The following is a 17,160-nucleotide window of genomic DNA, read 5'->3' as shown; positions in this document are numbered from 1 at the left end:
ATCCCATGACATTTCCCAATTGTTTATCATTTCATTGGCGCTAGTTTATGGTGTATTTCTTTCTGAAGTCAAAGAGATAAAATGAAATGCCTCACTGCGCGTGCACTTTAACCTTCTGATCCCGTTTGACTTGCAACGGGGTCTGAGTCATAGTAATTCCACCTTAGAACAGGATTATAAAAATATTATCGAAGGGGATATCACATGACCGAAGAAACACCACAAGAGACGCCGCCAGCTTCCCTGACAAGGGAATTTTCCGTTGGACGGGTTCTGGCAAACAGTTTTTCTACATTGAACAGCAACTTGCCTTCTTTTGGTCTGCTGGCCTTGATTCTGATGATCCCCAACGCTTATTTCATTATTGCGCCATTAGGCGGGTCTCCGGTTACCTTGGGTGACATCTCCAACCCACTGGCCATCGCCGGGGTCACGATGGTGCTACAGGTTATTTTTGGCAGCCTGCTGTCCGCCATGCTGATTTATGGCACCTTTGAAAGCATGAAAGGCCATAAGGTCAGCATAGGCGATCTTATCTCCAAAGGCCTTGCCGTTGTCTTTCCCGTCGTAGGACTCGCCATCATCATTGGATTTATCATAGCCCTTGGCATGATCTTGCTCATCGTGCCGGGCGTTATTCTGGCAATCATGTTTTATGTTGCCATTCCCGTGCGGGTGGTCGAAGGCCGTAACATAGGCGATTGTCTGTCCCGCAGTGAGAAACTGACCAAGGGACACCGCTGGAGCATCTTCGGGCTGTTAGTTCTGGTGGTTATTATTTCAACACTTATCAATGCTGTTGCAGGAGGGTTGATGGCAATTATAGGAAACCTGCCGCTCATGGGCACCATCCTGTATATCGTCAGCGCCTATATTACCGCCTTTGGTTCCGTGATTTCCGCCATGGTGTATTACGAACTGCGCGCAGCAAAAGAAGGTGTCGACATCGACGAACTGTCCCAGGTTTTCGCCTGAGGGAGGCCTAATCTTTCTTATAAAGAGGATTCTTGATTTTTTTCTTCTGGGCCACTTCCGGTGTGGCAGATTTATCGCCCGGATGTGCCCCAGAGGATATAGCCTTCCCGCTGCGAACAGTTTTCTGCCCGGCGAATTTGTTTTCTTTTCGCCGCCCCATTAACATATCAGCCTCAAGATGACGACGTAACGCGGTATAGAAAGCCTGAAGGAATTCCCCTGCATCTTCTTGCGAATGCACTGGCTGCCAGCCTATTTTGGCCTGAATTCGTTGCGCAACTTCCTGAAACAGGCGATGACGGTCTTTGGTTTCCCGCCGTAAAACATTTTCCAGGGTTTGCACTTCATAAATACCATAAATACTTAGCTGTTTTTTGCTGAAATGGAATTTCATCCCCACCGGGTCATTCGTCGCGGATGCCGCATGCTGCCCCACTTCCGGCAATAAAACCGTTTTAGGGACTGATATCACCCAGGTTCCGGCGATCATATCACCCGTTCGCAAACAATCCTTGTTAAACAGCGGCATAAACAACATGATGCTGCTCCAGATCAAACTCAGCACGATCGCCCACTGGGCAACCCCCATCTGGCTTCCGGCAAACACCAAAGACAAGGGAATATAGATCTCCACCTCCCGCATCAGGTTACGGGCAAACAGGGCGCCGGCTTCCAGTCTTCCGCCGGAACGTCGGGTTACGCGAATGCCTAGAATGCGTTTGCCCGGGGTCTGTCCCTGCCATTTCAACTCAAAAATCACGAAATAAAAACTGCGCAGGATAAAGTAGGTCCCCATGATAAAAATGATACTCAGGGTCTCGCCAATAAACTTATGCATAAAAAGAGTAAAGAGAAACATCGCAAAGATGGCCACGCCAATAATCACCATATCAATGACAAAGGCAACCGCGCGCTCTCCGCGATCCGCCAGACGAACAGACAGGCTGATACCTTCTGGAGAGATAATTTCCCGTGTGCGACGATGGTTCTTCGTCGTGGTTTTAAAGGTATTCCTTTTAGCTTTTGCCACCGGGCGCCTCCCTGCCATAATTTACCGCGATGAAGTACAGGCCCCATAATACTGCGGAACTTCCGGCAATGATAAAACGGACATTCATATCAGTGATAAGCTGGCGGCCAAAACCTTCGAGAAGGCCGGCGATAAAAAACATACACACCCCGCCCAGAACGATTAGCCCCGCCCGACGGCCTTCAATCGCGAGATTTTCCAGCCGGGTATGCTTTCCCGGAAAAATGATGGCATGAGCGAGTATCAATCCGGCGGCACCACACAGGACAACGGCAAGCAGTTCCGTCACCCCATGAATCAGCAACCAGGCCCATATATCGATCCCTAATCCCCGGCTGGCGAACAATGCCGTAAACGCCCCAAGCATCAAACCGGTTTTAAACATCAGGTACAGGGTCGGAAGGCCAAGCGCAAAACCGAGCGCAAAAGCCAGCATGCCAACCCTGGCATTATGTGTGAACAGAAAGGTTGAGAAGACGGACAATTCGTCTTTGTTTTTGGTTTCTTCATTGTAAATTGTCGACCTGAGGTGTTCTGTGCTTGCGGACGGGTTACGGGAATCTTCCGTTCCGACGAAACTGTAAAACCAGTCCTGATTGGTGCTCGTCAGGCTATAGCCGGCGACAACTCCCATCAACATGCAGAGAAAAGAAATCAGCACATGCCATTTGGCTTGCCGCACCAAAGTTGGAAAAGTCTGGGTAAAGAAACCGCCGAGCGCCCCCTTTACCGTAGTCCGCACCCCGTATATCTGAAAATAAGCCCGGGTCGACAAGCTTTCAAGATACGTAACCAGGCTGAGGTCCAGAGACGTGCTCCGCGCCACCGACAACGCCGACAGAGTGGCCCGATACAGGTTTGGCAGGCGCAGCAGTTCTTGTGACGTGAGCGATTTTATGCCTTTTTTTTCAGCACGCACCAACAGCCCATCCAGTTCTTTCCAGATATGTTCCCGTTCCAGCCGGAAGGTTGAGCTTTTCAGGCTTGCATGTTTAACAGCATTCATCAGATCATCTCCCGGCGCTTGATATGCAAATAGCTGTTCAACAAATCCACTTTCAGGTCTTCCACACTGGTATCCAGACACTGAACCCCCATGCGGGTCAGTTTTTCCAGAACGATGGCCCGTTCCTGTATAAAATCCTGTGCGATAACAGTCCCCGTCAGGTCGTCGAGCTGGGTGACTTTCTTTCGTGCAAAGTCAAAAACATCTTTATCCCGAAGAGAAACAAAAACCACAAGATGGCGTTCTGACAACCGTTTAAGGTTATCTATCATCAAGTCAGCGGTTACCGTATCTTCGAAATCGGTCAACAGAATAATGAGAGATCGCCGGTTAAGCCGGGACAGTAATTCCGCCATCGCCAGCGTATAATTGGCTTCTTCACTACTGTAACTCAGATCCGCCGTGACTTGTTGTATTTTAGTAAAATTCTGAACTCCACCGGTCGGCCCCAGATACTGGCGTACCTTTGAATCAAAGCCCATCACCCCTACCCTGTCACCATTTTTCAATGACAGATAAGACAACAACAAACCGCAATTTATGCCATGATCCAGTTTTGGTATGCCATTGATCGGCTCTCGCATCAGGTGGGCCGTATCATAGGCAAGAATGATTTGGTGGTTACGCTCGGTTTGAAACTCCTTACAGATCAGTTTGTGATGCCGGGCAGAACTTTTCCAGTCAATCGCCCGGCTGTCAAATCCCGGGACATATTCACGCAAAGCATCAAACTCCGAGCCATTACCTAATTGCCACTGTGGTTTGATCCCGAACAGTGCATCACGGGCGGAGAATTTCACCGCATCCTGTGATACGGATCGGATATTAGGCAGAATAGGCAAAGAGTTCATGATATCAATCCGTCGGGTCCAGCTCGCCAGACCCAAGGGACCTTGCCAGCGCAACCAAATCCGGTCCACTGAACTTTTCCCGCGCAATAACGGGGTTAAAGGAACCGTGCCCAGATTCCGGGACAGACTGTCAATCATCAGATAAAACACCGTAACCGGGGTGATTTTCTCCTCTACATCGACGGCAATTTCCATCCGGCATGCGCCCCAGGCATCCGGCACGATGACCTCAAGCTCCATATGATCCGTTGCCCCCATATACAGGCAATTCGGCAGGCGATGACGAATGGAAAACTCGCTTCCCGGCCAGGACTTTAATCCGTCAAGAAACAAGATAACCAGAAAGATCCCCGCGAGCACAACGGTGATCATCGCGCCCTCCTCTGCGAAGACAACTACCGCCAGAGAGACAAGGATCAGACCACCAAATATATATAGTGCTTTTAGGGATGGACGCATTTAACAATACCTGCCTATCGGGGAGCCGCCGTCTGATCAACAATCTGCAGGATAATCTGATCCGTATCCAGCCCTTCGATATCTGCGCCCGGCGCCAGGATCACCCGATGCCGTAATGTCGGCACCGCAAGGAACTTGATGTCATCGGGAATAACATAATCCCGTCCCTGCAACGCTGCATACCCCCGCGCCGCCCGCGCCAGCATCGTGGCCGAGCGCGGCGATGCGCCAAACTGCAATGAAGGATGCTCTCGCGTACTACGCACGATATTGACAATATAATCGACGTTTTCTTCCGACAACTGGATCTTCTGTACGTAGTTCCGGATTTCATCCAGTGTCGCAAGATCGCCCACCGGCTCTACCGAGAAATCCGTTGCTTCTGCCATGCCGGTTTTATGACCGTGTTTCAGAACGATGGATTTTTCTTGGGCGGCGCTTGGATAACTCAGAATATGTTTAAACAGGAACCGGTCAAGCTGGGCTTCCGGCAATGGGTAGGTCCCTTGTTGCTCGATCGGGTTCTGGGTAGCGACCACCATAAAGCCCGTTCCCAGATCATGGGTGACGCTTTCAATGGTCACGGCACGTTCATTCATCGCCTGAAGCAGGGCCGCTTGGGTTTTGGGTGGCGTACGATTGATTTCGTCAGCCAGCAGAAACTGGGTGAAGATCGGACCTTTGGTCAGGACAAATTCATTGGTTTGAAAATTAAACAGATTGGTGCCCAATACATCCCCCGGCATTAAGTCCGGTGTGAACTGCACCCGCCCAAAATCAAGCTGCAGAGTGGCGGCAATCGTTTTCGCCAAAAGCGTTTTAGCCGTCCCCGGCACACCTTCCAACAGAATATGACCTTCCGAAATCAGACAGACAATAATCAGGTCCAGGGCATCATCCTGCCCGATGATAACCTTACCGACCTGTTGTTTTATCCGTTCACTGATTGAGTTTATCTGTGCCAGATCCATCAAGCATCTCCTGTTTCCATTTTTCAAGGTGCAAAGCTATTTGCAATAAGGGTTTGTCATGGACGACATCCATGAAACTGTGAGACCGGGGACCGGTTTTGCTGTTCAGCATCTGGGCCCGGTGTTTAATGACGCGAAATTCCATATGGACGTTATGCTTGCGGCCATACTCATCCAGCCAGTGAATGGTATCCGCCTCATCCAGATGACGCGGCACCCTTAACCGACGCGCCATGGCGTGCAACGTCAGGTCAACATAGCGCACCAGGATTTCCGGCTTGTGATCCCCGGCATTAAGCAAGTTTACCGTATTCTGGATCAGAACCGCCTTGCCCGGCTTCAGGGCGGGCTTTGTTTTCTGCGGCGTTCCAAACCGTTGCGCCGTGGCCCAAACCAGAAGCACCGTAAAAATCAGCACCTGTAGTGTGACAAAGATAAAAGGATATTCAAACGCCGACCGTATAAAATCAGGATTACGGGTAAAGCCGTGACTGGTCTCGTCGACAAAAATGGTGTTATTGCCGACGCGCAGGAAATCGACGACATACTGCATGATCGCCGCATTATCACCACGTCCTAACCCGAAATTAGACAAAATATCCGGATCGGAAATCACAATGGTCGTCCCCAGATCACCAAACATCATTCCAACCAGAATACCATCCTTTGTCGCCAGCAGCGGCTCGATCTTATCGGATCGCATCAATTGTGGATTAAGCAGGTCCGGCATATCTTTGATTTTGGTCACAGTCCAGTCGAGAGGCTCTTCCTTGACCTCATCCGGGTCATGTCCAGAACTTTCGTTTGGCGCCTTTTCAAGCTCTGTTTTTTCTTCTGTTGAAGTTTTCAGGTCCTCTTCCAGGGTCTTTTTTTCTTTTCTCGGGTGATAAGGTCTGTAAATACTGGCTAGCGGGTCAACCATTTTCAGAATTTTTTCCGGCGCTTCATAACTCGTCAGATATGTTTTCGAAAGCCAGCGCGGGTTCTGGAAACCCCGTCTGGCGCCCCGGCGTTTGGGCAAGACCAGTATCTTCGTCTCGTGGGTGAGCAGTTTCTCGAGAATTTCCGGTTTCGAAAAATTCAGATCCGGTTCCAACAACATCAAAATGGAGTTAGGCGCCAGCCGCTCCGCCGTTTTATACTGGCTGATCAACACCGGGATGTTCTGATGCTTCAGACTGTTGACAAAAGCCTTATGGCCAATGGCCGATACGGAGAAACTGTTCTGGCGCGTTGTCGTGTAGGTTTCCTGCTCATTACCGAATGAAATGACCAAAATAGACGCGAGCATGGCAAACAGGCTCACCCCGACAAGAATCAGAACGGTTCGGGGGGAAAATATCTGGTCCTGCGACGGCGCAACAGTCATAAGGTCCGCCCTTCGGTCAATTGCAGGAATTTATCCCGGCATAAATCATAATCTGTCTGTTCTGTAGCTTCCCCGGCAAACAGGCTGCGTTCTACCTGTGTAACCAGGGGAAACAGCAGATCGCGATCCTGTGGGGACAAAATATCATTCTGGATGATTTCACGGCTGGTCGCCGAGATATTCAACAGACCGCGCAATTTTGACTGCATCGCATCCAAAGACGCCAACAGCAAAAAATGCACGGCATCGGCAAAATTACCGGTGGCCGCCATCTGGTCAGCGTCCTGTAACGTCGGTACAGTATATGGCGTGGGCTTGGCGATTGTTGTGGCCCGATGAATATCTTTTTTGACGGCTTTAAGTTTCTTGCGCGGCGCCCCGTCTTTCCATTCAAAATGATCGAACAGATAGTAAAGCGCATACCCCAACAACAGGATCAGCGCAGCATAAAACAGAATTTTCAGAATAGGCCCCGCGACCTTGAAAAATGCAACAATTGCCTCCAGAAAACTTTTCAGGCCTTCCGGGGGCGGTTCCGGGACAAAATCCTTGCAGGTCGGGTTGGTAGTCCTGTCCGTGATACAGGGCAGTTCGGTCTGAATTTTGGAATCACGTAAGGCTTCCTCGACAGCTTGTGCCGGCGCGAGCGGCTTTTTTTCCGCATGGCTAAGGCTTAAACCTGCCAGAAACAACAGAAACAGGGCAGCAAATTTTGAAATAACTCTAATAATCTGACCCCCACCCAAGTGGCGCTTCCGCCTCATTTTATATTTACCTAATCTCAGGCAAGAAGAGTAGTATTTGATTTAAGGAATATCAAGGGGAATTCACGCCCGCGCGCCCCTAAACGTCTTTCCGTTTAAAGCGGCCTAAAAGTTTTTTCTTATCCCCCGGGGTCATGCAAAATCCCATGACCGACGCGCCATAAATCACCACCAGTAAAGGCGCGCCCAAGGCGATACCTGAACCACTCAGAAGATTGACCGGCACGATATGCGTGATCGCCTGAAAGATTGCCACGCTGCCAATTGCGGCAATCACCACCCGCAACAGGCTCATTTGCAGCATATTAATGCCCATAAGCCGCCGTACGACAATCACCCGCGCCAGATTCATAATAAAGTACGTACAACACAACGCAATGGCCACGCCTTTCATGTCAAACTTCAATATCTGGACGAAACCCCAGGCTATTGAGGCATAAAGGACAACCATCATCAAGGAAATGATCGGATTGAAGATGGGAAAGCGGTAAAGAAGAGGCATATCTGTCATACCAAAGCCGCCATTTATGGTCTGCCCCATCATCAGGAAAAGCAACACAACTCCCCCCGCGGCCAAGGTCTCCGGGCTGGTTCCGGTATCGGCAATCATGGTCATGAAGGCCGTCCCGTAAAAGACCGCCAGCACCACCAACACACATTGCACCATCAAGGTCCAGCGGCTGACCATAACCATCTGCCGTTCAACAACGGCATAATCCTTTTCCACCAGATTCTTGGCCATAACAGGGGCAAGAATGGGATAAAAACTTTGATAAATTTTTTCCACTGACGTGGTGATCTGCTGAGCGATATCGTAAATACCAAGGATGGATTCCGAGAAAAAATATTTAACAATAAACACATCAAGACGCATAAACACCAGCAACGCCAGATCGTGAAAAGCTGTGGGTGCCGAAAATTTAAACATCGCCTTGATGATGTAAAACCGTGGCCGGGCGGTGATAAAATTTCTCAGGGAATAGAGTTTGGCACAGCCGCATATGGATGTTGCCAAAGACGCCATGATCGAAACAGTATAAGCCAGAAGCAGCCCGGGCGCCCCAAAATCAAGAAAATAAAATACCAGCATGCTGATCAACAACACATAGGGTTCAATAAAGCTTTTGGCCGCAACTTCATATTTCATGTTACGGGATATACGGGTGCCGGCCAACAGGATTTCATTAATTGCAATCAACAGCAGAACCGGGGCAATACTGCGCAGGCCGGTCACCATCTCTGGGTAATCAAAGAACTGCGCCAACAGGTCAGCCCCGGCCACGATGACGCCCACCAGCAGCAATCCGACGGTTACCGCACTACAGAGCGCCGCGACAATGATTTCCTCTGTCGTGTGGCCATTGGAGTATTTGATGTCCATGACAAATTTGAACAGGGAATTTTTGAAACCGAAAACCGCAAGCGCCGCGGCGAGTTCAACAATGGTTATGGTGAAAATATAGCGTCCGTAAAGCGCGTTGCCAAACAGAGCCACCACCAGCAGGATGAAAGGCAATCGTGAACTCAAGCGCACCAGAAAACCCAAAAAATTCAGGCCGGCGCCGCGGACAATGTCACTTTTATCACGCGCCTCTTTAGCAGACATATGCAGATTACTCAGTTATACCGATAGTCGAGAATGGATCGGGCATTCAGCAAGATAGCGAGATTCCAGACGATCAATCCACCCAACAGGGAATAAGGAATTAACAATGCATGGCCGGTCATCCCCAAAATGGCGAAGACCAATGCGAAGAAATCCCGTTTCATGATATAATTAACCGCCGTAAAGACGGACGTCAACCGTTCTGATGCCAACAGCTTTTCCCGAATGACCAGTGACAGGACATCAAAGCTACCGCCTTTAGGGCCAAAATACAGCAGCGTGATCATCATCATAATCCCGAACAGCGCCAACAGCAGCAGATAACTGCCCAGCGCCACATAAGAGTCTCCGTGGATATCCCAGAGCGCATAACTTAGTCCCCCCATAAACAAAATATTACTGAGCATGTCTATGCCGGTATCCAGCCGCGCCCCGGCGGTCGATTGCTGAAACTTTGCCCGGGCGATTTCCCCATCAACACAATCAAAAACCGCCACAACCTGGTACATCATGCACCCGAGGAACAGCGCATTGTCTCCGCCATGCAGAAAAAACCACAGCATAAGCAGACTTTGCACACCATTGACATAGGTATAAAAGGCGGGCGTCATGTCAAAGCGGGCGAAATAGCGACTGAAAATACGGGACAACGGCCGGTCAATTTTGACCGTTACAATGCCATCGGTTGACTTATAAAGCCAACTGAACAGGCGTCGATCCGCCTCCCGCACATCCTGCAACGTGCTACACAAAGTAAAATCATCATTGGAAAGTACAACATCAGGTAACGTTTCACGTTCGAGCAATCGACCAATGGTAAATAAAAGTTTCCCTTCCGGAGACCGGAAAGCCCCGGTTCCCTGATCAGTAGCCACCTGCGACAACAGGCTGTCGCGCAGAACAATATTATCGCGAATATGAAACACGGTTCGCCCCTCATGAGGAATGTCCTCCTCATTGCGCACATCATGTATGGTGACCGCCTTTTCGTTGGCCACGACTTCGCGATCCCCTTTGATTTCCCCGATCACATAAATTTCTGTCATCCCCGCTGCAATAAAGCCTTTGACCAAGCGATCAGTCAGAGGTAATCCCGCCACTTTACAGGCCGAAAATTCGGTTTTTTCTATAATCGCCATTATCCGGGTGGTAGCCATTTCAGGGACCCTTCTCAATCTTTACTATACCACAAAAATTAGCAAACTTTTTGTTTCTGCTCAAATACTTCCAAGATACTTCATATTCTTTGACTTAAGTTCCTGACTGCTTAAACCGGGTCGCCCCAGGTCTTTACGCGCCCCTGGAATAACCTTGACTTCAAGAAGACAACTTCCTTTTTTCTTGAAATCAGCCAACATGTCCATGGCATGGATCAAATCCGCTTCTGTTTCGACAGTTTCTGCCGCCTGATAACCACAAGCCAGGGCAATAGCCGGTATATCTATACCGGATGCCGCGGTCGGCTGCCCGCCGACTGAATCATGCACCTGATTATTAAGCACAATATGACAAAATTTCCCCGCGGCATTTAACGCCGTACTCCCCATATGCATCAGAAAGGCTCCGTCACCATCCAGACAGTAAATCTGCTTCTCGCTGCGCCGGGACATTTCGCAGGCGATTTGCGAGGCATGGCCCATGCCCCCAACAACCAGAAAGTCTTTTTCGTGCCCCTGTTTCTTCTGCGACCGTAATTCATATAATTCACGCGACGCCATTCCCGTGGTCGACACGACAAACGATGCATCCGGCATTTTATCCACCAGCAAGGCAATCGCCCTTTCCCGGCTGAGACGCTTAAGTCCGCTCTGTTCCGGAGTATCCCCCATGCGCAAATGATAGGGCGCGAAGGTTCCTTTGCGCACCAACAACGCCACCGGTTGTGAAGACGACTTCGCTTCCACCGTCATTTCCGCCAAAATAGCCGGGTAATCTTTGGTATCGGCATCAATGATTTTATAAGAAATTCCCATGGCGGTGAGCATCGCCTCTGTCACCTGCCCCTGCTTTTTGTGTTGTGGTTCGTCTTTTAACTGCTGCCCGTCGCGAGTTATTTCCCCCCGCCACCCAATCAGCAACACCATGGGAATGCCGTAGACCTTTTGGTCAGCCAGTGACAGCAAAGGGTTGATGGTATTGCCAAGGCCCGAATTCTGGAGATACACCACAGGGGTATTTCCAGTGGCCAGGTGATAACCAATGGCAAGCCCTATCGCGCCACCTTCATTGGCGGCAATGACATGGTTGCCGGCAAAGGTAAAGTCACTGACATAAGCGCAAAAGCTTTTCAGCAGAGAATCTGGGACGCCGGTGAAGTAAGCCAGGCCGTTTTTGTTCATTTCACCGTAAAAATCTTCGGGTTTGATCATTACTCACCTGTGCCTGTTTTCTTTAAAATACTGTATAAATTTCTTCATATCCAAGGGGGCGGGATTGTTTTTTAATCGTTCCAGATTAACGGACCTTAAGAAGGCCTGTTCCTCTTTATCAAAGTCAAAACCCATCATTTCCGGGTTAGTGACAAGCCCAATCTGTCCCATCAGGTTTTTAAACCACTGGGTAAATTCATCAAGAGTGGCAACACCCGTCAACTGAAACAATTTCTGAAACCGCGCCTGTAGATCGCCGGGTGTCAGAAAATCTTCCTCCGCCTCATAATTAACCCGCGCCACTGCCGGCAAACAGAAACTTACCGCATGCCCATGCGGTATGCCGTGCTGGTGGGTCAGGTAATATGAAAAGGCATGTGCAGCCGTCGTCTTGGTGATATTGATGGCCTGACCCGCCAGACACGCCGCCTCCGCAATTCTGTTCTGGGCTTCAGATGTTTGGTCATTGATAGCCGGCAACATGTAAAGCTTTAAAAGTTCGATCGCCCGCGTGGCGTACAACATGCTTTCTTTGGTCGCCGCAACCGCCCAATAGGATTCTATAGCCTGACAAAGCGCATCCATAGCCGAAGACGCGGCCAAAGCGCGCGGCATTCCCCGGGTAAGCGTCCCGTCAATAATGCTTAAGGTCGGCATAAGATGAGCTGAAGCCAGAGAATATTTTATTCCGTCAAGATATACCACGGCAAAATGTGTAGCTTCACTACCGGAGCCTGCCGTTGTTGGCAGTGCTATATGGCTCAGAGTAGAGGCTGAGAGATCACGCCCGCCGTTGCAAATGACGGTTCGGGCTGCGGGCTCATCAAGCTGATGTAAGCCAACCATACTTTTGGCAATGTCCATGGCTGTTCCGCCACCAAGAGAGATCACCGCGGCGGCACCTGACTTTTTAAGCATCCTGCAGCCCCGCCATACTTCCTGAAAATCAGGGTTGGGGCTGAAATCACCAAACTGATCAATGACAAGATCTGGCATATGACGCCTGAGCGCCTCAATAATGCCGGTATCGCGGCAGCTTCTTGCGCTGCCGACAATCAGGACATGATTATTCTCTAGTTGCCGCAAGTGGTCTGCAACGACAGCAAAGGCGTTCTGATGCGCGATCCGGATTGTATGTTCCATTAGACCCTCTGCGGGATCAGATTCAAAATATCCTTGATCGGCAAACACATTTCATCTGTTTCAAAAGACCGGTCATTGGCCAGAATGGAATTGGCGGTTTTCACCATCGCCGGATAGGCGGAACGCAGCAGGTGGTTGGCGTGTATCACGACATTCACCCCAGCCCGGCCCAATTCCTCATCCGTGATTTCATTAAAACTTGTCGGCACAACAACCAAAGGCACATCCGGATATGATGCTCTGAATATTTCACAGAAGGTGAGAATTTCATCCGGTGTCTTCTCACGGCTGTGGATCATGATACCATCTGCCCCCGCCTTGACATAGGCATGCGCCCGGGCAATGGCGTCATCCATCCCCTTTTCCAGAATAAGACTTTCAATCCGGGCGATAATCATAAATTCCTTGGTGACCTGGGCCGCCTTACCGGCTTTGATCTTTTGACAGAAATTTTCCGGATCATCCTGGGTCTGCATCACATCGGTGCCATACAGGGAATTTTGCTTCAAACCAATTTTATCTTCAATAATAACCGCCGAAACCCCGGTGCGTTCCAGAGACCGCACCATATAGGGAAAATGTTCGATCCGGCCGCCGGTATCGCCGTCAAAAATCATCGGTTTCGTTGTTACTTCGAAAATATCATTCACCGTCACCAGGCGGGACGAAATATCAACCGCCTCGTTGTCCGGTTTTCCACGGGCGGTGGAATCTGTCAGGCTACTGGACCACATGGCGTCAAACTGACGTTTTTTCCCCTTATATTCCGCTTCCGCCGTTTCCACTATTCGCGCTGTAAGACCGCTATGGGCCTCGATCACCCGCACCACATTTTTGGCGTCTATCAGACGGCGTAGCGCCTGTAGCCGCACCCCCGGGGTCGTACCGATTTCTTTCAAGGCCTGATTAAGTAACGTGGAAGAAATGCCAGCAGTATATGTGGGCTCAATCAACTCTCCACCCCATTCTGCCAGAACATCAATCACCTTCTGGCGCACCTTTTTCTGCACACCGGTTTTCCAGTCGTCGCCATGAACCACTATATCCGGGCGATATTCCCGCAAGTTAGGCTCGTAATCCAGCGTTTCCTGGGGCACAACACGCATCACGCCCTTGATCTGTTCAACCAGAGCCTTACGCTGATTATAATTCATAAAAGGAAGACGTTTATAAGATGCAATCGCCTTGTCGGTCAGAACGCCGACGGTGACATCGCCGTGGGAAGCGGCAATTTTTAAAATATTTGTGTGACCCTCATGCAACAAATCCGCCGCCATGCCAACATAAACATTTTTACCCATAAGGGGGCTCCTCTTCATATCACATAATTATGCGCCAAGCCGCCAAACAGCTATGGAATCAGGTCCAGAATGACGCTATTTTTTTAATATTATGCCTTATATAGGTACGATAAGCGATAAAGTAACCGTAACATCACAGAAATATTTTAGAAATATCCTTGCCTTAATCATAGTAATATTACCGGGCAAAATACTTATTGATCCGCATCAATGGTTTTTTTTGTAAATTTGGTCAAAAAGCCTTAGGCTCTTTACCAACGCAAATAAGTGACATTCAAAATAACTATTAAAATAAACTTGGGATAAGAAAAAATGACCACACATGCACCCCTTTCCGACATCGAAATTGCCCGGGCGGCCACTGCGCAGCCTATCGAAGAAATTGCCCTGAAACTGGATATCCCGGCCAAAGAAGTGGTGCGTTATGGCAACGATAAAGCCAAAATAAAGCTTTCTCATATTGAAACGTTACAAAACAAGCCTGACGGCAAGCTTATTCTGGTTACCGCCATTACACCGACACCTGCCGGCGAAGGCAAGACAACAACCACAGTCGGGTTGGGGGATGGTTTGAACAAGATTGGCAAGAATGCCATGATTTGTATTCGCGAGCCATCCCTCGGGCCCTGTTTTGGCATGAAAGGCGGGGCTGCCGGTGGCGGTCATGCCCAGGTGATCCCGATGGAAGATATCAATCTGCATTTCACCGGTGATTTCCATGCGATCAGCGCCGCCAACAATTTGCTCGCGGCCATGATCGACAATCACATATATTGGGATAACACAACCGGCCTTGACACCCGGCGCATCACCTGGCGACGGGTCATGGATATGAATGACCGTTCTCTCCGGCAGATTACCACATCACAGGGCGGCGTCGCCAATGGCTATCCCCGGGAAGGCGGTTTTGACATTACCCCGGCATCAGAGGTTATGGCCTGTTTTTGTCTCGCCACGGACCTGAAAGATTTACGTCGGCGTCTGGGACAAATTCTCGTCGGGTTCACCCGGGATCGTACAGCGGTATATGCCCGGGATATCTTGGCCGACGGGCCGATGACGGCGCTTCTTAAGGACGCGATGATGCCAAATCTGGTCCAAACGCTGGAACATAATCCAGCCTTCATTCACGGCGGCCCCTTTGCCAATATCGCCCATGGCTGCAACACTGTTATCGCCACAAAAACCGCCTTGAAAATGGCCGATTATGTGATTACGGAAGCAGGTTTTGGCGCCGATCTCGGGGCGGAGAAATTTTTTGACATCAAATGCCGCAAGGCGGGTCTCGCGCCCCACGCGGCGGTTCTCGTCGCCACCATTCGCGCATTAAAAATGCATGGCGGCGTCGCCAAAGCAGATCTGGGCACGGAAAATGTCCCCGCTGTGGAAAAGGGATTGTCGAACCTTAAGCGCCATGTGGAAAACCTGCGCAAATTTGGGGTTAAGGAAGTCGTGGCCATAAACCGTTTTCCCACGGATACCGACGCAGAAATTCAGTGCGTTATCGAAGAATGCGAGAAGCTCGGGGTTCGCGCCATAGAGGCTACCCATTGGGCCAATGGTGGGGCGGGCACAACCGCCCTCGCCCAACATGTTGTTGACCTGGTGGATGGCACAGACAGCACATTCCGCACCCTTTATAATGACGACATCTCGCTCTGGACCAAAATTCAGACCGTCGCCCAGGAAATCTATGGCGCCAGCGAGATTGTTGCCGATAAAAAAATCCGGGACCAGATCAAACACTTTCAGGACCAGGGATTTGGACATTACCCGGTTTGCATCGCCAAGACCCAATACAGTTTTTCCACTGATCCCAATCTCAAAGGGGTGCCGACCGACCATGTCGTTCCAATCCGTGAAGTTCGGCTTTCGAACGGCGCCGAATTCCTGCTGGTTGTCTGCGGGGACATCATGACCATGCCGGGCCTGCCCCGGGTTCCTGCTGCCAATTCAATTGAAGTTGATGAAGAAGGACTGGTCCAGGGCTTGTTCTAGATATCAATAAATACAGCATACCTCAGGAAGTACTGTCCTGTAATAGGACCGTCATCATGAAATGATAAAAGAGGAGATTAGTGGTGTTAAACTTATTTGCGGGCACCTTGTTTTTCGGCCTATTACATTTAATTCCGGCAGCCTTGCCCAAGCATCGCCAGAAGGTAGCCGAACAACTGGGGGAGAATATCTATAAAGGTATATTTTCCATCGGTGTTCTTTTGTCCATCCTTCTCATCATTTTAGGGTGGCGAGGTACCGAAACGGCCTTTGTCTACAGCCCGCCGGAATGGGGCAATCTCGCCACGGTGATCTTGATGTATCCCGCCCTTTACCTCCTGGTTGCTGCGCGGGTTCCTTGCAGGATCCGGCGACTGATCCGGCACCCTCAGCTCACCGGCGTGTTCTTATGGGCGTTAGCGCATCTCCTCGCCAATGGCGACAGTCGGTCACTGACCTTGTTCGGCATTCTGGCGCTTTGGGCGCCCCTTGAAATGATTTTGCTCAACCGCCGCGACGGGATCCGGGTCAAACCGGCAACAACCACTCTCGGGGCCGATATCAAGGTAGGCGTTATCGCCGCCGTTCTCTATATCGCCCTGGCCTATGGTCACGTTTATTTTACCGGCATCGCTTTAAGCTATTCATGAAGCGTTCAGTTTAAGTTCTTTATATTTAAGGTCTTCGAAATAACTGGTGAGGCTGTTATGAAACTTCGATTTGCACACTATTTCTTTGGTTTTGTGCTGCTGGCTGGTGGCCTGACGGCCATCGCGGAAGAAAATAAAGTCGATCCGCTATCCGATCCCGCGTATAAAGAACTGATCGCCAGTTTTGATAAATCAAAAGACTGCATTTTCTCCCGGACAATAAACGACTGGACGGCTCTTGATGATCAGCGTCTGATTGTCTATGCGCCCACGAAGAAACGACCTTATTATATCAAACTGGTGCAACGTTCTCTGGAACTTAAGTTTGCCCACACCATCGGGGTGCATTCTCGCTTTGACAATCGAATTTGCCCTTATGGTGGCAATGCGTTGTTTATTGACGGTGAGCGCTACACCATCAGCGCCATTCAGAAACTGGACGAGGATACGGCCAAGCAGTTGCTGCAATATCAAAGACAGAAAAAAGAAACCAAACAAAAACAGTGACATAAAAAAGGCGGCTGATTGATACAGCCGCCTTTTCTGATGACTTCACATTCTAACGTCTGTTGACCAGATTAATCACCCTTCTTTGGTGATCCCGTTAAGGCCCAATCTAGTTTGGCGCAAAAAACACCACCTTTAAGTAGCTGTAAATTAATTAGTAA

General features: G+C 49.8%; 15 protein-coding genes. 4 read left to right on the top strand and 11 right to left on the bottom strand.

Going from position 1 to position 17,160, the window contains the following annotated elements; genetic code table 11:
• Positions 1 to 204: 204 nt before the first annotated feature.
• Entirely contained in the window at positions 205 to 975 is a 771-nt protein-coding gene (locus FIV45_RS08055) for a DUF7847 domain-containing protein (protein WP_099471855.1), read from the top strand.
• 7 nt (positions 976 to 982) lie between these two features.
• Here the strand turns inward: FIV45_RS08055 and FIV45_RS08050 are convergent, their stop codons facing one another.
• From FIV45_RS08050 to aepX, 11 genes are all read right to left on the bottom strand, one after another.
• A complete protein-coding gene (locus FIV45_RS08050) occupies positions 983 to 2,005 on the bottom strand; it encodes an RDD family protein (protein ID WP_165776948.1) in 1,023 nt (340 codons plus the stop codon).
• Complete coding sequence (locus FIV45_RS08045) at positions 1,992 to 3,011, bottom strand: stage II sporulation protein M (RefSeq protein WP_099471853.1); 1,020 nt, start codon at positions 3,009 to 3,011, stop codon at positions 1,992 to 1,994. The genes FIV45_RS08050 and FIV45_RS08045 overlap by 14 nt, the downstream gene beginning before the upstream one ends.
• Positions 3,011 to 4,321, bottom strand: coding sequence for a DUF58 domain-containing protein (locus FIV45_RS08040; protein ID WP_099471852.1), 1,311 nt, complete (start codon positions 4,319 to 4,321; stop codon positions 3,011 to 3,013). Before FIV45_RS08040 ends, FIV45_RS08045 begins: the two co-directional genes overlap by 1 nt.
• Before the next feature lie 14 nt (positions 4,322 to 4,335).
• The gene (locus FIV45_RS08035; RefSeq protein ID WP_099471851.1) at positions 4,336 to 5,292 is read right to left on the bottom strand and encodes an AAA family ATPase; all 957 of its coding nucleotides are present in this window, start codon (positions 5,290 to 5,292) and stop codon (positions 4,336 to 4,338) included.
• Positions 5,261 to 6,661 carry a DUF4350 domain-containing protein gene (locus FIV45_RS08030; RefSeq protein WP_099471850.1) on the bottom strand — a complete coding sequence of 467 codons (1,401 nt, stop codon included), beginning with the start codon at positions 6,659 to 6,661 and terminating at the stop codon, positions 5,261 to 5,263. The genes FIV45_RS08035 and FIV45_RS08030 overlap by 32 nt, the downstream gene beginning before the upstream one ends.
• Positions 6,658 to 7,425, bottom strand: coding sequence for a hypothetical protein (locus FIV45_RS08025; protein WP_133118536.1), 768 nt, complete (start codon positions 7,423 to 7,425; stop codon positions 6,658 to 6,660). The genes FIV45_RS08030 and FIV45_RS08025 overlap by 4 nt, the downstream gene beginning before the upstream one ends.
• Before the next feature lie 79 nt (positions 7,426 to 7,504).
• Positions 7,505 to 9,031, bottom strand: a complete 1,527-nt coding sequence (locus FIV45_RS08020; RefSeq protein WP_099471848.1) for an oligosaccharide flippase family protein — start codon at positions 9,029 to 9,031, stop codon at positions 7,505 to 7,507.
• An 11-nt stretch (positions 9,032 to 9,042) separates the two neighbouring features.
• A complete protein-coding gene (locus FIV45_RS08015; RefSeq protein WP_099471847.1) occupies positions 9,043 to 10,188 on the bottom strand; it encodes a CDP-alcohol phosphatidyltransferase family protein in 1,146 nt (381 codons plus the stop codon).
• A gap of 60 nt (positions 10,189 to 10,248) precedes the next feature.
• Positions 10,249 to 11,400, bottom strand: coding sequence for a phosphonopyruvate decarboxylase (gene aepY / locus FIV45_RS08010; RefSeq protein ID WP_099471846.1), 1,152 nt, complete (start codon positions 11,398 to 11,400; stop codon positions 10,249 to 10,251).
• 3 nt (positions 11,401 to 11,403) lie between these two features.
• Positions 11,404 to 12,543: a phosphonoacetaldehyde reductase gene (locus FIV45_RS08005; protein ID WP_099471845.1), complete on the bottom strand. Its 1,140-nt coding sequence runs from the start codon at positions 12,541 to 12,543 to the stop codon at positions 11,404 to 11,406.
• Positions 12,543 to 13,844, bottom strand: coding sequence for a phosphoenolpyruvate mutase (gene aepX, locus FIV45_RS08000; RefSeq protein WP_099471844.1), 1,302 nt, complete (start codon positions 13,842 to 13,844; stop codon positions 12,543 to 12,545). The genes FIV45_RS08005 and aepX overlap by 1 nt, the downstream gene beginning before the upstream one ends.
• A gap of 312 nt (positions 13,845 to 14,156) precedes the next feature.
• On the opposite strand from aepX, the gene FIV45_RS07995 reads away from it, so the two are divergent.
• The 3 genes from FIV45_RS07995 (at position 14,157) to FIV45_RS07985 (ending at position 16,999) form a co-directional block, all read left to right on the top strand.
• Positions 14,157 to 15,842: a formate--tetrahydrofolate ligase gene (locus FIV45_RS07995; protein WP_099471843.1), complete on the top strand. Its 1,686-nt coding sequence runs from the start codon at positions 14,157 to 14,159 to the stop codon at positions 15,840 to 15,842.
• 83 nt (positions 15,843 to 15,925) lie between these two features.
• Entirely contained in the window at positions 15,926 to 16,492 is a 567-nt protein-coding gene (locus FIV45_RS07990) for an NnrU family protein (RefSeq protein ID WP_165776947.1), read from the top strand.
• A 57-nt stretch (positions 16,493 to 16,549) separates the two neighbouring features.
• Positions 16,550 to 16,999, top strand: coding sequence for a DUF6491 family protein (locus tag FIV45_RS07985; protein WP_099471841.1), 450 nt, complete (start codon positions 16,550 to 16,552; stop codon positions 16,997 to 16,999).
• Positions 17,000 to 17,160: the final 161 nt, after the last annotated feature.

The organism is Paremcibacter congregatus, assembly GCF_006385135.1.
In the GTDB taxonomy this organism is placed as follows: domain Bacteria; phylum Pseudomonadota; class Alphaproteobacteria; order Sphingomonadales; family Emcibacteraceae; genus Paremcibacter; species Paremcibacter congregatus.
The sequence above is the reverse complement of the archived record's forward strand: the minus strand, read 5'-3'. Positions and strand labels throughout refer to the sequence as shown.